This window comes from Streptomyces rimosus subsp. rimosus (assembly GCF_000720725.1).
GTDB classification, from domain to species: domain Bacteria; phylum Actinomycetota; class Actinomycetes; order Streptomycetales; family Streptomycetaceae; genus Streptomyces; species Streptomyces rimosus_A.
This window is the reverse complement of the sequence record NZ_JOCQ01000033.1, coordinates 1-13887: the sequence shown is the minus strand read 5'-3', so window position 1 is coordinate 13887 and position 13887 is coordinate 1. Positions and strand designations below refer to the sequence as shown.

General features: G+C 69.4%; 13 protein-coding genes. 1 reads left to right on the top strand and 12 read right to left on the bottom strand.

Translation table 11 applies throughout. The features are described 5' to 3' along the window. Nucleotides 1-2133: a glycoside hydrolase family 18 chitinase gene (locus IH45_RS0118540; RefSeq protein ID WP_063763021.1), complete on the top strand. Its 2133-nt coding sequence runs from the start codon at nt 1-3 to the stop codon at nt 2131-2133. A gap of 77 nt (nt 2134-2210) precedes the next feature. On the opposite strand, the gene IH45_RS0118535 is transcribed toward IH45_RS0118540, so the two are convergent. The 12 genes from IH45_RS0118535 to IH45_RS0118480 all read right to left on the bottom strand — a co-directional run bounded on the left by IH45_RS0118535 (nt 2211) and on the right by IH45_RS0118480 (nt 13801). Continuing rightward, complete coding sequence (locus IH45_RS0118535; RefSeq protein WP_003981307.1) at nt 2211-2660, bottom strand: DUF2550 domain-containing protein; 450 nt, start codon at nt 2658-2660, stop codon at nt 2211-2213. A 149-nt stretch (nt 2661-2809) separates the two neighbouring features. Beyond that, the gene (locus tag IH45_RS0118530) at nt 2810-3193 is read right to left on the bottom strand and encodes a F0F1 ATP synthase subunit epsilon (RefSeq protein WP_003981308.1); all 384 of its coding nucleotides are present in this window, start codon (nt 3191-3193) and stop codon (nt 2810-2812) included. Between the two features lie 108 nt (nt 3194-3301). Then, complete coding sequence (gene atpD, locus IH45_RS0118525; RefSeq protein ID WP_030669053.1) at nt 3302-4744, bottom strand: F0F1 ATP synthase subunit beta; 1443 nt, start codon at nt 4742-4744, stop codon at nt 3302-3304. Nucleotides 4745-4749: 5 nt separating this feature from the next. Further along, nucleotides 4750-5670, bottom strand: coding sequence for a F0F1 ATP synthase subunit gamma (locus IH45_RS0118520; RefSeq protein ID WP_030669050.1), 921 nt, complete (start codon nt 5668-5670; stop codon nt 4750-4752). 20 nt (nt 5671-5690) lie between these two features. Further along, complete coding sequence (gene atpA, locus IH45_RS0118515) at nt 5691-7283, bottom strand: F0F1 ATP synthase subunit alpha (RefSeq protein WP_030669048.1); 1593 nt, start codon at nt 7281-7283, stop codon at nt 5691-5693. A 150-nt stretch (nt 7284-7433) separates the two neighbouring features. Beyond that, on the bottom strand, nt 7434-8249 hold the full coding sequence (locus tag IH45_RS0118510; protein ID WP_030669045.1) for a F0F1 ATP synthase subunit delta: 816 nt from the start codon (nt 8247-8249) through the stop codon (nt 7434-7436). Then, complete coding sequence (locus IH45_RS0118505; RefSeq protein ID WP_394298684.1) at nt 8246-8794, bottom strand: F0F1 ATP synthase subunit B; 549 nt, start codon at nt 8792-8794, stop codon at nt 8246-8248. The genes IH45_RS0118510 and IH45_RS0118505 overlap by 4 nt, the downstream gene beginning before the upstream one ends. 62 nt (nt 8795-8856) lie before the next feature. Then, a complete protein-coding gene (gene atpE / locus IH45_RS0118500) occupies nt 8857-9099 on the bottom strand; it encodes an ATP synthase F0 subunit C (RefSeq protein ID WP_030595669.1) in 243 nt (80 codons plus the stop codon). Nucleotides 9100-9180: 81 nt separating this feature from the next. After that, nucleotides 9181-9978, bottom strand: a complete 798-nt coding sequence (atpB, locus tag IH45_RS0118495; protein ID WP_030022193.1) for a F0F1 ATP synthase subunit A — start codon at nt 9976-9978, stop codon at nt 9181-9183. A 279-nt stretch (nt 9979-10257) separates the two neighbouring features. Beyond that, a complete protein-coding gene (locus IH45_RS0118490; RefSeq protein WP_003981316.1) occupies nt 10258-10695 on the bottom strand; it encodes a hypothetical protein in 438 nt (145 codons plus the stop codon). A gap of 291 nt (nt 10696-10986) precedes the next feature. Continuing rightward, nucleotides 10987-12363, bottom strand: coding sequence for an MraY family glycosyltransferase (locus IH45_RS0118485; RefSeq protein WP_030669035.1), 1377 nt, complete (start codon nt 12361-12363; stop codon nt 10987-10989). 100 nt (nt 12364-12463) lie between these two features. Next, the gene (locus IH45_RS0118480) at nt 12464-13801 is read right to left on the bottom strand and encodes a serine hydroxymethyltransferase (RefSeq protein WP_030669032.1); all 1338 of its coding nucleotides are present in this window, start codon (nt 13799-13801) and stop codon (nt 12464-12466) included. Nucleotides 13802-13887 lie beyond the last annotated feature (86 nt).

Below are 13887 nucleotides of genomic sequence, written 5' to 3'. Positions count from 1 at the left end.
GTGACACCCGGAACCCTGATACGCACCACCCACGCCCGTCGAAGAGCCCTCGCGGCCCTCACCGCACTCCTGCTGCCCGTCGCCGCGCTGATCGGCCTGGCCGGCGCCACCCCGGCGCACGCCGCCGAATCGGCGACCGCCACGTACACCAAGGTCTCCGACTGGGGTACCGGCTTCCAGGGGCAGTGGACGGTCAAGAACACCGGCGACACCACGATCCAGGGCTGGACCGTCGAGTGGGACTTCCCCGCCGGCACCTCGGTCGGCTCCGCCTGGGACGCCCGGGTCAGCGGCTCGGGCACCCACTGGACCGCCCAGAACGCCAACTGGAACGGGACCATCGCCCCCGGCGCCTCGGTCAGCTTCGGCTTCACCGGAGCCGGCAGCGGCGGCGGTGACGTGAGCGGCTGCAAGCTCAACGGCGGCTCCTGCGACGGCGCGCAGCCCGGCGACACCCCGCCGTCCGCGCCCGGCAAGCCGGTGGCCGGCAGCGTCACCGACACCTCCGTACGGCTGACCTGGACGGCCGCCACCGACGACAAGGGCGTCAAGAACTACGACATCCTGCGCGACGGCACCAAGGTCGCCACCGTCGAGAAGCTCGCCTACACCGACTCGGGCCTGACGAAGGACACCTCGTACACCTACACCGTCGTCGCCCGCGACACCGCCGACCAGACCGGCCCCGCCAGCGAGCCGACCACCGTGCGCACCACCGGCGGCGGCCAGCCCGGCGACAACCCGCCGTCCGCGCCCGGCAAGCCGGTGGCGAGCGACGTCACCGACACGTCCGTACGGCTGACGTGGACCGCGGCCACCGACGACAAGGGCGTCAAGAACTACGACATCCTGCGCGACGGCACCAAGGTCGCCACCGTCGAAAAGCTCGCCTACACCGACTCGGGCCTGACCAAGGGCACCGACTACACCTACACCGTGGTTGCCCGTGACACCGCGGACCAGACCGGCCCCGCCAGCGCCGCCACGACCGTACGCACCACCGGCGGCGGCCAGCAGCCCGTCGACGCGGTCAAGCTGGGCTACTTCACCGAGTGGGGCGTCTACGACCGCAACTACCACGTGAAGAACCTGGTCACCTCCGGCTCCGCGGGCAAGCTGACGCACATCAACTACGCGTTCGGCAACGTCCAGGGCGGCAAGTGCACCGTCGGTGACGCCTACGCGGCCACCGACAAGGCCTACACCGCCGACCAGAGCGTGGACGGCGTCGCCGACACCTGGGACCAGCCGCTGCGCGGCAACTTCAACCAGCTCAAGAAGCTCAAGGCGAAGTACCCGAACATCAAGATCCTGTGGTCGTTCGGCGGCTGGACCTGGTCCGGCGGCTTCACCGACGCGGTCAAGAACCCGGCCGCCTTCGCCGACTCCTGCTACCAGCTGGTCAACGACGCGCGCTGGGCCGGCCTCTTCGACGGCATCGACCTGGACTGGGAGTACCCCAACGCCTGCGGTCTGACCTGCGACACCAGCGGTCCGGCGGCGTTCGCCGAGATGATGAAGGCGATGCGCGCCAAGTTCGGCAAGCAGCTGGTCACCGCGGCGATCACCGCCGACGGCTCGGACGGCGGCAAGATCGATGCGGCCGACTACGGCGGCGGCTCGCAGTACGCCGACTGGTACAACGTCATGACGTACGACTTCTTCGGCGCCTGGGACAAGACCGGCCCCACCGCCCCCCACTCGCCCCTGACGTCCTACCCCGGCATCCCGAAGCAGGGCTTCAACACCGACGCGGCCCTGCAGAAGCTCAAGGCCAAGGGCGTGCCCGCGAAGAAGCTGCTGATCGGCATCGGCTTCTACGGGCGCGGCTGGACCGGCGTCACCCAGGACGCCCCCGGCGGCACCGCCACCGGCCCGGCCCCCGGCAAGTACGAGGCGGGCATCGAGGACTACAAGATCCTCAAGGCGAGCTGCCCGTCCACCGGAACCGTCGCCGGCACCGCCTATGCCCGTTGCGGCAGCAACTGGTGGAGCTACGACACACCCGCGACGATCACCGGAAAGATGAACTACGCCAAGCAGCAGGGTCTGGGCGGCGCGTTCTTCTGGGAATTCAGCGGTGACACGGCCGACGGCGAACTGATGACCGCGATCGACAGCGGCCTGAAGTAACCCCGGCCCTCCCCGGACCGGCCGGAAAGGCGGCGTCGCCCCCGCCTTTCCGGCCTTCGGCTCGGGATGAACAGGGATTACGCCACGTTGACTCTCTGCCCGGGAGGCGCCGCCTCCAGCCACGCCAGGAAGCCCGTCAGGGCGTCCTCGCTCATCGCCAGCTCCAGCCTCGTACCGCGGTGGCGGCAGGCGAGCACGACGGAGTCGGAGAGGAGGGCCAGCTCTTCCTCACCCTGGGGGGTGCGGCGCTGGAGGACCTCGATGGAGAAGCGTTCCAGGACGCGGCGGGGGCGGGGCGCGTACGAGAAGACGCGGAACCACTCGACCCGGTCGCCGTTGTAGCGGGCGACGCCGTAGATCCAGCCTTTGCCGCTGGGCTCGGCCTCTTCCTCGGGCACGTTCCAGCGCAGGCTGCAGTCGAACGTGCCGCCGGAGCGCTGGATGAGCCGTCGTCGTAGTCCGAAGACGAAGAGCCCCAGCAGCACCAGCACGACGACCGCGCCGCTCACAAGCAGAGCGAGGACCATCCGAACCGACCTCCTCGCCTCGATGGGTTACCCCCGGCGCCGGTCGGGCGCCGGGGAGCAAATCGCACCTGCATTGCCTCAGCCGCGGACCGCTCTGGAGAATTCCAGCGCGGCCCGCGGCTGAGGGACTTGCCTGTCGGTGGTGGGCCTCAGTGGACGCCCGCCACCGCACGCAGCCGGACATCGGCGCGGCGCTCGGCGGCCGCGTCGGCCTCCGACTTCGCCCGCTCCAAGGCCCGCTCCGCGCGCTGGACATCGATCTCGTCCGACAGCTCCGCGATCTCCGCGAGCAGAGACAGCTTGTTGTCGGCGAACGAGATGAAGCCGCCGTGCACGGCGGCGACGACGGTGCCGTCCCCGTCCTCGCCGGTCGTACGAATCGTCACCGGGCCGGACTCCAGCACGCCGAGCAGCGGCTGGTGCCCCGGCATGACGCCGATGTCGCCCGACGAGGTGCGCGCGACGACCAGGCTGGCCTCGCCCGACCAGACCTGACGGTCGGCGGCGACCAACTCGACGTGCAGCTCAGCCACGATGGCTCCTCGGGTCTCCACCTGCCGGGTGCGGCAGATGTTGGGTCAAATACTAGTGGTCGTGACGGCCGGGGGCGGCCAGGGCCGCCCCCGGAACGCGGCCGGGCCTCAGGAGACGCCCAGCTCCTTGGCGTTCGCCTTCAGGTCCTCAAGGCCACCGCACATGAAGAACGCCTGCTCGGGGAAGTGGTCGTACTCACCGTCGGCGATCGCGTTGAACGCCGCGATGGACTCGTCCAGCGACACGTCCGAGCCGTCGACACCGGTGAACTGCTTCGCCACGTGGGTGTTCTGCGACAGGAAGCGCTCGATGCGGCGGGCGCGGTGGACGGTGAGCTTGTCCTCCTCGCCCAGCTCGTCGATACCGAGGATCGCGATGATGTCCTGGAGGTCCTTGTACTTCTGCAGGATCGTCTTGACGCGCGAGGCGCAGTCGTAGTGGTCCTGCGAGATGTAGCGCGGGTCCAGGATGCGGGACGTCGAGTCCAGCGGGTCCACCGCCGGGTAGATGCCCTTCTCCGAGATCGGACGCGACAGAACGGTCGTGGCGTCCAGGTGGGCGAAGGTGGTGGCCGGCGCCGGGTCGGTCAGGTCGTCCGCGGGGACGTAGATCGCCTGCATCGAGGTGATCGAGTGACCACGGGTCGAGGTGATGCGCTCCTGGAGGAGGCCCATCTCGTCCGCCAGGTTCGGCTGGTAACCCACCGCGGAGGGCATGCGGCCCAGCAGGGTGGACACCTCGGAACCCGCCTGGGTGTACCGGAAGATGTTGTCGATGAAGAAGAGGACGTCCTGCTTCTGGACGTCACGGAAGTACTCCGCCATCGTCAGACCGGCCAGCGCGACCCGCAGACGGGTGCCCGGGGGCTCGTCCATCTGGCCGAAGACCAGCGCGGTCTTGTCGATGACGCCGGAGTCCGTCATCTCCTCGATCAGGTCGTTGCCCTCACGGGTGCGCTCACCGACACCGGCGAACACCGACACACCGTCGTGGTTGTTGGCCACGCGGTAGATCATTTCCTGGATGAGGACGGTCTTGCCGACGCCCGCGCCGCCGAACAGACCGATCTTGCCGCCCTTGACGTACGGGGTCAGCAGGTCGATGACCTTGACGCCGGTCTCGAACATCTCGGTCTTCGACTCAAGCTGGTCGAAGTTGGGGGCCTTGCGGTGGATCGGCCAGCGCTCGTTGACCTCGACCGTGGACGGGTCCACGTTCAGGATCTCGCCGAGGGTGTTGAACACCTTGCCCTTGGTGACGTCACCGACCGGGACGGTGATGCCCGCGCCGGTGTCGGTCACCGCGGCCTGGCGGATCAGGCCGTCGGTGGGCTGCATGGAGATGGCGCGCACCATGCCGTCACCGAGGTGCTGCGCGACCTCCAGCGTCAGCATCTTGGTCTTGCCGTCCTCGGCCGGGTCGGCCACGTCGACGGTCAGCGCGTTGTAGATGTCCGGCATCGCGTCGACGGGGAACTCCACGTCGACGACCGGGCCGATGACCCGCGCGACGCGGCCCGTCGCCGTGGCCGTCTCAACAGTGGTGGTCATAGTTGTCAGTCACTCCCCGCGGTCGCGTCGGCCAGTGCGCTCGCGCCACCGACGATCTCGCTGATTTCCTGGGTGATTTCGGCCTGGCGGGCCGCGTTGGCAAGCCGCGAGAGCGACTTGATGAGTTCTTCCGCGTTGTCGGTCGCCGACTTCATCGCGCGCCGGGTGGCGGCGTGCTTGGAGGCGGCGGCCTGCAGCAGCGCGTTGTAGATGCGCGACTCGACGTACCGCGGCAGCAGCGCGTCCAGCACGTCCTCGGCCGACGGCTCGAAGTCGAACAGCGGCAGGATCTCGCCCTTGGACGAGGCCTGGGCCTCCTCGGCCGTCTTTTCGAGGCTGAGCGGCAGCAGCCGGTCGTCGACCGGCGTCTGCGTCATCATCGAGACGAACTCGGTGTAGACGATGTGCAGCTCGTCCACGCCGCCCTCGGCGGTGTCCTGCTGGACAGCGGCGATCAGCGGCCCGGCGACGGCCTTGGCGTCCGCGTACGTCGGGCTGTCGGTGAAGCCGGTCCACGACTCCGTGACCTTGCGCTCACGGAACCCGTAGTACGAGACACCCTTACGGCCGACGATGTAGCTGTCGACCTCCTTGCCCTCGGCCTTGAGCCGCTCGGTGAGCTGCTCGGCGGCCTTGATGGCGTTGGAGGAGTAGCCGCCGGCCAGACCGCGGTCGCTCGTGATGAGCAGCACCGCGGCCCGCGTGGGGTTCTCCGCCTCGGTCGTCAGGGCGTGCTTGGTGTTCGAACCGGTGGCAACCGCCGTCACCGCGCGGGTCAGCTCACTCGCGTACGGCGTCGATGCCGCCACCTGGCGCTGCGCCTTGACGATGCGCGAGGCGGCGATCATCTCCATCGCCTTGGTGATCTTCTTGGTCGCGGTGACGGAGCGGATGCGACGCTTGTAGACCCGGAGCTTGGCTCCCATGGATCAGGTCCCTTCCGTCGTCACTTGGTCGTGCTGACCGGTGCGTCCTCACCGAGAAGCTTGCCGTCCGAGGTCTCGAACTGCTGCTTGAAGGCGGTGACGGTGTCGGCGAGCGCCTGGAGGGTGTCGTCGGACATCTTGGCGCCCTCGGCGATGGAGGTGAGCAGCTCCTTCTTCTCGCGGCCCATCCAGTCCAGGAGCTCGCGCTCGAAGCGGCGGATGTCCGCGACCGGGACGTCGTCCATGTGGCCGTTGGTGCCGGCCCAGATGGAGACGACCTGCTCCTCGACCGGGTACGGCGCGTACTGGCCCTGCTTGAGCAGCTCGGTCATGCGCTGACCGCGGGCGAGCTGGGCCTTGGACGCCGCGTCCAGGTCGGAACCGAAGGCGGCGAACGCCTCCAGCTCACGGAACTGGGCGAGGTCCACGCGGAGGCGGCCGGACACCTGGCGCATGGCCTTGTGCTGGGCGGAGCCACCGACGCGGGAGACGGAGATACCGACGTTCAGCGCCGGGCGCTGGCCCGCGTTGAACAGGTCCGACTCCAGGAAGCACTGGCCGTCGGTGATGGAGATGACGTTGGTCGGGATGAACGCCGACACGTCGTTCGCCTTGGTCTCGACGATCGGCAGACCCGTCATCGAGCCGGCACCGAGGTCGTCGGAGAGCTTCGCGCAGCGCTCCAGCAGGCGGGAGTGCAGGTAGAAGACGTCACCCGGGTAGGCCTCACGGCCCGGCGGGCGGCGCAGCAGCAGGGACACGGCGCGGTAGGCGTCGGCCTGCTTCGAGAGGTCGTCGAAGATGATCAGGACGTGCTTGCCCTGGTACATCCAGTGCTGGCCGATGGCCGAGCCGGTGTAGGGCGCCAGGTACTTGAAGCCCGCCGGGTCGGACGCCGGGGCGGCGACGATGGTCGTGTACTCCAGGGCACCGGCCTCCTCCAGCGCGCCGCGCACGGACGCGATGGTGGAACCCTTCTGGCCGATGGCGACGTAGATGCAGCGGACCTGCTTCTTCGGGTCGCCGGAGCGCCAGTTGTCGCGCTGGTTGATGATCGTGTCGACGGCCAGGGCGGACTTGCCGGTCTGACGGTCACCGATGATCAGCTGACGCTGGCCGCGGCCGATCGGCACCATCGAGTCGACGGCCTTGTAGCCGGTCTGCATCGGCTCGTGCACCGACTTGCGGACCATGACGCCCGGAGCCTGCAGCTCCAGGGCGCGGCGGCCCTCGGACTCGATCTCGCCGAGGCCGTCGACCGGGTTGCCCAGCGGGTCGACGACGCGGCCGAGGTAGCCCTCGCCCACGGGGACGGAGAGCACCTCACCGGTGCGGCGCACCGGCTGGCCCTCCTCGATACCGCTGAACTCACCGAGGACGACCGCACCGATCTCGCGCTCTTCCAGGTTCAGCGCGAGACCGAGGGTGCCGTCCTCGAACTTCAGCAGCTCGTTCGCCATCGCCGAGGGAAGGCCCTCGACCTTCGCGATGCCGTCACCGGCCTCGCTGACCGTACCGACCTCCTCGCGCGAGGCCGCGTCCGGCTTGTACGCCTGGACGAAGTTCTCCAGCGCGTCCCGGATCTCCTCCGGCCGGATCGTGAGCTCCGCCATCTGGGTTCCCTGCTCTCCTTGTTGGGCCCGTCGTCGTTTACGGGGGTCATGCACGTCCCCCGCCGCAGGCAGGGGCGGTTGCCCCCGTGATGTCACTGCGTCCACGGCCCAACTCGGGCCGCCGTACTACTTCTTGAGTTGGTGGGTGGGTCAGCCGGCCATCCGCCGGGACGCCTCTTCGAGGCGTGCCGCGATGCTGCCGTTGATGACCTCGTCGCCGATCCGGACCTGGACGCCGCCGAGGACCTCGGGGTCCACGTCGAGGTTCAGGTGGACCTGCCGTCCGTACACCGACGCCAGTGCCGCGCCGAGGCGCTGCCGCTGGGTGTCGCTGAGCGGGACCGCGGAGGTGACCACCGCGACCATCCGGTCCCGGCGCGCCGCGGCCAGCTTGGACAGGGCGTCCAGCCCCGCCTCCAGGCTACGGCCCCGCGGCTGTGCGACAAGCCGGACCACGATCCGCTCGGTGACCGGGTTCACCCGGCCGCCCAGCAGCGAGCGCAGCAGCTCGGCCTTGGCCGGGCCCTGTGCGGTGCGGTCGGTCAGCGCCGCGCGCAGGTCGTGCGACGAGGCGACGATCCGGCCGAACCGGAACAGCTCGTCCTCGACGTCGTCGAGGGCGCCCGCCCGCTGCGCCGCGACGAGGTCGGCGCCGTACGCCAGCTCCTCGGCCGCGTCCGCCAGGTCGCGCGAGCGCGACCAGCGGGAGCGGACCATGCCGGAGAGCAGGTCGACGGTCTCGCCGCCGACCTGGCCACCCAGCAGGCGCCCGGCCAGCTCGGCCTTGGCCTCGCCGGCCTGCGCCGGGTCGGTGAGGACCCGACGCAGCGACACCTCGCGGTCGAGCAGAGCGGTGACGGCAGCCAGCTCCTCGGCGAGCTTCGCCGCGTCGACGACCGTGTTGTCGGTCAGCGCGTCGAGCTGCTCGCGTGCGGAGGCCAGTGCCTCGCGGCTCGCTCCGTTCATCGGCCGGCCTCTGCCTTCGTCGGGTCCGACGCCGCCTTGGCCTCGAGCTCGTCGAGGAAGCGGTCGATGGTCCGGCTCTGGCGGGCGTGGTCCTCCAGGGACTCACCGACCAGCTTGCCCGCCAGCTCCGTGGCCAGCTTGCCCACGTCCTGGCGCAGCGACTGCGCGGCCTGCTTGCGGTCCGCCTCGATCTGGGCGTGGCCGGCCGCGATGATCTCCTCGCGCTGCCGCTGACCCTCGGCACGCATCTCGGCGATCAGGGTCGCCCCCTGCTCCTGCGCCTCCTGGCGCAGCCGGGCGGCCTCGTGGCGCGCGTCGGCGAGCTGGGACCGGTAGTCCTCGAGGACCTGCTGGGCTTCGGCCTGTGCGGCCTCCGCCTTCTCGATACCGCCTTCGATCTTCTCGCGGCGCTCGTCCAGAACCTTGTTGACGTTCGGGAGGAGCTTCTTCGCGAGGAAGCCGAAGACGATGAAGAAAGCGACCAGGCCGATGACCAGCTCTGGAATCGGCGGGACGAGGGGGTTCTCAGGAACCTCCGCCGCCATGTTCACCAGGGCGCTCACATCAATGCCTTCCGTCTAAGTGGCGTCGTCGGTGCGTTCCGTGATCAGGCCGACGGGTACGCGTAACCCATGACGATGCCGATGAGGGCGAGCGCCTCACAGAAGGCGAAGCCCATGATCTGGTTGGTGCGGATCAGGCCGGCGGCCTCGGGCTGACGGGCCAGGGCCTGGGTGCCGTTACCGAAGATGATGCCGACGCCGACGCCGGGGCCGATGGCGGCGAGGCCGTAGCCGATCGAAGCGACGTTGCCAGTGAGGCCGGCGGCGAGTTCGAGAGTCGCGGACATGCCGTGTCTTCCTTCTCTTTCATGGACCGGTGGGGGTTGGCCACCGGACGTCTGGTGGGGACTGCTGGGGTACCTGGGGGCTCAGTGGTGCTCGGCGAGCGCGCCCTGGATGTAGTTGCAGGCCAGGAGTACGAAGATGTACGCCTGGATGGCCTGGATGAAGAGCTCGAAGGCCGTCATCACGATGGTCATGACGAACGAGACGCCCGCGTAGGCGATGCCGATGCCGTTCAGCAGGTACCAGCTGGCGACCGTGAACATCAGGATGAGCATGTGGCCCGCGAACATGTTCGCGAACAGCCGGACCGCGTGCGTGAAGGGCCGGATGATCAGGTGCTGCAGCAGTTCCAGGAACATGATCAGCGGGAGAACCCAGCCGAGCGACTTGTCGTAGCCGGTGAGGTTCTTCAGACCGCCGACGAAGCCCTGCCTCTTGAACGTCAGCACGAGCCAGGTGATGTAGACCACCAGGGCCAGACCCATGGGGAACGCGATGACCGAGGTCACCGGGAACTGGGCGACCGGAATGATCGACCACAGGTTCATGATCCACACGAAGAAGAACAGCGCGACCATGAAGGGGACGAACTTCTCGCCCTCCTTCTTGCCGAGCGCGTCGTAGACGAGCCCGCGGCGCACGAAGTCGTAACCCGCCTCACCGATCATCTGCAGCTTGCCGGGCACCACCTTGGCGCGGCCGAAGGCGGCCCAGAAGAACGCCACGATGATCACCGTGCTGACCAGAGCCAGCAGCATCGGCTTGTTGAACTCGTAGCCACCGATGGTGAAAAGGGGCTCGAAGACGAACGAATGAAGGCCCGGGGCCTCGAAGCCACACCCCGGGATGAAGAGGTGGCACTCCGTGTCGAGGGCGAGCATCGTTTCAGCACTCACCGCGAGCTCCTTCAGCGTGGCGCATGGGTACGGCAACCTCGTTGTGTCGGCGCGGCATTGAGCCACGGTGCGGCACTGGACTGGTCTTACGGATTGGGGGGCGGCTGATCGGCGCGGGGCCGGTCCGGATCACAGGCGTGGGCCGTGCACGCAACCGGTCCCCTGACTCGGGACCTGGAAGCTCGGCCGCCTGCGCCGACTGCGCCGCAGTTGGCACCGGACGATAGCAGGCTCTCGCATGGGCTTTTATTCCGGCCCTACGGGTCACGTCCGCGACCCCGCGGTTTCCGCCTTCTTGGACTCGGCGGATTCGGGATTCACGTAGAGAATCCTTGCCTTCATATAGCTGCGGGCCTGGAAGGCGATCCACACCAGAACCGTCGCGAGCAAGGTGAAGGCGAACGCCCTGACGTTGAAGAGCGTGGTGTCCTTGAACGCGATCATGAAGATCGCGACCGCCAGGATCTGCACGGCGTACAGCAGCAGTCCCATCATCTGGAACAGATCCGGCAGCCGCTTGGCGGTCTGCTGGAGGATCACCAGACCGGACCCCATGAGCAGCAGCACCAGCACCGTGCCGATGGCAGCACCGATCGCGCCCTGCCCGCCCGCGACCACAGCGCTGATCACGACACCGACGGCGCCGGTGGCAAGCGAGGGCACGGAGACATTGGCAAGTAGGCGGGCGTCAGTGGACTGCATGGCGGCGCTCCGTCAGGAAAATGGGGGTGTTGTCGTCAGGGACGAGCGTAGACCCGGCCTGAGGGAGAACCTGAGGCCGAAAGACCGTCGCACTCCGGTCCTTCGGCTCTGTTGCCGGGTTTCGTGAACGGTATCACAAACTATTTGATGAGGTCTTTACCTGCTCGGTGTGCTACCCGTCACACGTGAGCGGTAATCCGCGCGTTGGAGCGAGACACGGTGCCGTTCTGTCTGCTATGGAACCCATTTGGGGTAATTTTCGAACGTCGCTCGTAGGAGCGAAAACGCGTCTCAGCGATGACTTCCGGCCTTGCGGCGGTCCGTGAAGCGCGAACGGTCACCGATCGCGGTGGCCCCGTTGACGCCCGCCGGCACCGGCTGCCGCTCCCGTCCCGGCGCCCCCTCGGCCGACCGGTCCCCGTCCAGGTGCCCGGCCTCGCCGACCGCCGCGCTCTCCTCGGCGGCGGCCGCCACGGCCGCCGCCTGCACGCTGCGCCGGTACCGCGGCGGCACCATCCACTCCATCCAGCGCGGCGCCCGCGGCGTGAACCGCGGCAGCAGCAGGAGCACCAGCCCGATCGCGCTCAGCAGCACGATGCCCATCACGACCCACACGCTCGCGTTGTTGACCGAATACGCCACCGCGCCGAAGGCGATCAGCGCCGACCAGAAGTACATGATCAGGACGGCCCGGCTGTGCGAGTGGCCGATCTCCAGCAGGCGGTGGTGGAGGTGGCCGCGGTCCGCGGCGAACGGGGACTGGCCCTTCCACGTACGGCGCACGATCGCCAGCACCAGGTCGGCGACCGGCACCGCGATGACCGTCAGCGGCAGCAGCAGCGGGATGTAGACCGGCACCATCGCGTGGGTGGCCTCGCGGACACCGCCCGCCTTCAGGTTGAGCAGGTCCGGGTCCACCTGGCCGGTCACCGAGACCGCGCCGGCCGCCATGACCAGGCCGATCAGCATCGACCCGGAGTCGCCCATGAAGATCCGGGCCGGGTGCATGTTGTGCGGCAGGAAGCCCAGGCACATGCCCATCAGGACGACCGAGAACAGCGTCGCGGGCGCGGCGGCCTCGATGCCGTACCCGAACCACATCCGGTACGCGTACATGAAGAAGGCCGCGGCGGCGATGCACACCATGCCGGAGGCCAGGCCGTCCAGGCCGTCCACGAAATTGACGGCGTTGATGGTGATGACGACCAGAGCGACCGTCAGCAGCGTGCCCTGCCAAGGGCTCAGCGAGACCGTGCCGATGCCCGGCACCGGAATCCACAGGATCGTCAGGCCCTGAAGGACCATCACACCGGCGGCGATCATCTGGCCGCCCAGCTTGACGAGCGCGTCCACGCCCCACTTGTCGTCCAGCACGCCCAGCACCCAGATCAGCGCGGCGCCCGACAGCAGCGCGCGCGGCTCGTTGGAGTGCTCGAAGACGGACTTGAGGTTGGTGAGGTGGGCGGCGACCAGCAGACCCGCGCACAGCCCGCCGAACATGGCGATGCCGCCGAGCCGCGGGGTGGGTTCGCGGTGCACGTCACGCGCACGGATCTCCGGCATCGCACCGGCGGCGATGGCGAATTTCCGTACCGGCCCGGTCAGCAGGTAAGTGACCGCGGCCGTGACGCACAGCGTCAGCAGGTATTCACGCACGGGCTGCCCCATTGGTATCGCTGGCCATCACAGCCACACACCATATGCGTGTCCGCCCCCTCTCCGTGCACGTAGGGGAAGACATACCCGTCCCCCGAATGGTTGCAGGAGCTCAGGTCTGATCGGGATAAGGAGGAAAGCGCCGGACCAATGCCGCGGTCCTCGCGCGGGCCGCCGGGTTCTCCCGGACGGCCGCCGCGATCAGCGCGCCGACGCCCGCGGCTTCCTCCTCGCCCATGCCCTGGGTGGTCAGCGCGGCGGCGCCGAGCCGCAGGCCGGGGCGGCGGCCGGACGGGTCGTCGGGGCACGGCAGGGCGCAGGTGTCCAGCACGATGCCCGCCGCCGCGCAACGCCCCCTGGCCGTACGGGCGTCCACGCCCAGCGGCGCCGGGTCCGCGGTGATCAGGTGGGTGTCCGTACCGCCGGTGGTGACCGGCAGCCCCTCCTCGGCCAGCGAGGCGGCCAGCGCCCGCGCGTTGGCCACGACCTGCCGGGTGTAGCCGGCGAAGGCGTCGGTGGCGGCCTCGCCGAAGGCGACGGCCTTGGCGGCGACCGCGTTCATCTGGGCGCCGCCCTGCGTGAAGGGGAACACGGCCCGGTCGATGCGCTCGGCCAGCTCCGCGCCGCACAGGATCATGCCGCCGCGGGGGCCGCGCAGCACCTTGTGGGTGGTCGCGCACACCACGTCCGCGTACGGGACCGGGCTCGGCGCCGAGCCCCCCGCGACCAGCCCGATGGGATGCGCGGCGTCCGCGATCAGGTACGCGCCCACCTCGTCGGCGATGTCCCGGAAGGCGGCGTAGTCCAGGTGGCGCGGATAGCAGATCGAGCCGCAGACGATGGCCTTCGGGCGGTGGCTGCGGGCCAGCGCCCGTACTTCGTCGTAGTCCACCAGCCCGGTGTGCGGATCGACACCGTAGCCCGCGAAGTCGAACCAGCGGCCGGAGAAGTTGGCCGGCGAGCCGTGGGTGAGGTGACCGCCGTGCGGCAGCGCCATGGCCAGGACGGCGTCACCGGGGCGCAGCAGGGCGGCGTAGGCGGCCAGCACGGCGGACGAGCCGGAGTGGGACTGCACATTGGCGTGCTCGGCGCCGAAGAGGGCCTTGGCGCGCTCCACGGCGAGCCGCTCGGCGAGGTCCACGACCTCGCAGCCGCCGTGGTGCCGGGCGCCCGGGTACCCCTCGGCGTACTTGTTCGCGAGCGGGGAACCGAGGGCGGCCAGCACGGCCCGGGAGGCGAAGTTCTCGGCGGCGACGAGCTGCAGCCCGTCGTCCTGCCGGGCCACCTCGGCCAGCAGCACCCCCGCGATCTCGGGGTCCTGGTCCAGCAGCCCGGCGAAGTCGGGGGTCCAGGGCGGCGGCGAGTCGCCGCCCTCCCCCGCCCCGGGCCCGGCGGCCGTCCGCCGGGCAGCCGTGGTCTCGCTCCGGGATGACGCGGTGGTGGCGGGCATGGCGTGCTCCGGGCCTCGTACGGGAACGTGCTCCCAATGTAGGCGCGGGGCGGCGGATGAGCGCGGTGGAGGGGGCGGGGGGGGGG